Raw genomic sequence first — 315 nt, 5'->3', positions numbered from 1 at the left:
CTACGAGGACTCCCGGCTGCCCACGGGCACCCCCGCAGAAGCACTCGACTGCGCCTGCCAGCTCCACCTCGCCGCCCCCGGCATCTGACCAGACACCGACCGCAACTGTCCTGTCTCATTCAACCTTGCTGCCGGGGGATGCCCTGACCTGCGGAGACACAAAGCCGGGTGCGACAGGCGGAACCTTGCCGTCTCACTTGAAGTTGTCGGCAGAGCGGGAACGGAGGTCTCCCCTTCGCGCGAGGCTTGTGTTGGACTGTCCCGACATAATCCATACACGACAATGGGGTGAATGCGATGCCTCTTGAGGGCGAG

The organism is Streptomyces milbemycinicus, from assembly GCF_002154605.1.
Lineage (GTDB): Bacteria > Actinomycetota > Actinomycetes > Streptomycetales > Streptomycetaceae > Streptomyces > Streptomyces milbemycinicus.
Note: the sequence above shows the minus strand (reverse complement) of the source record.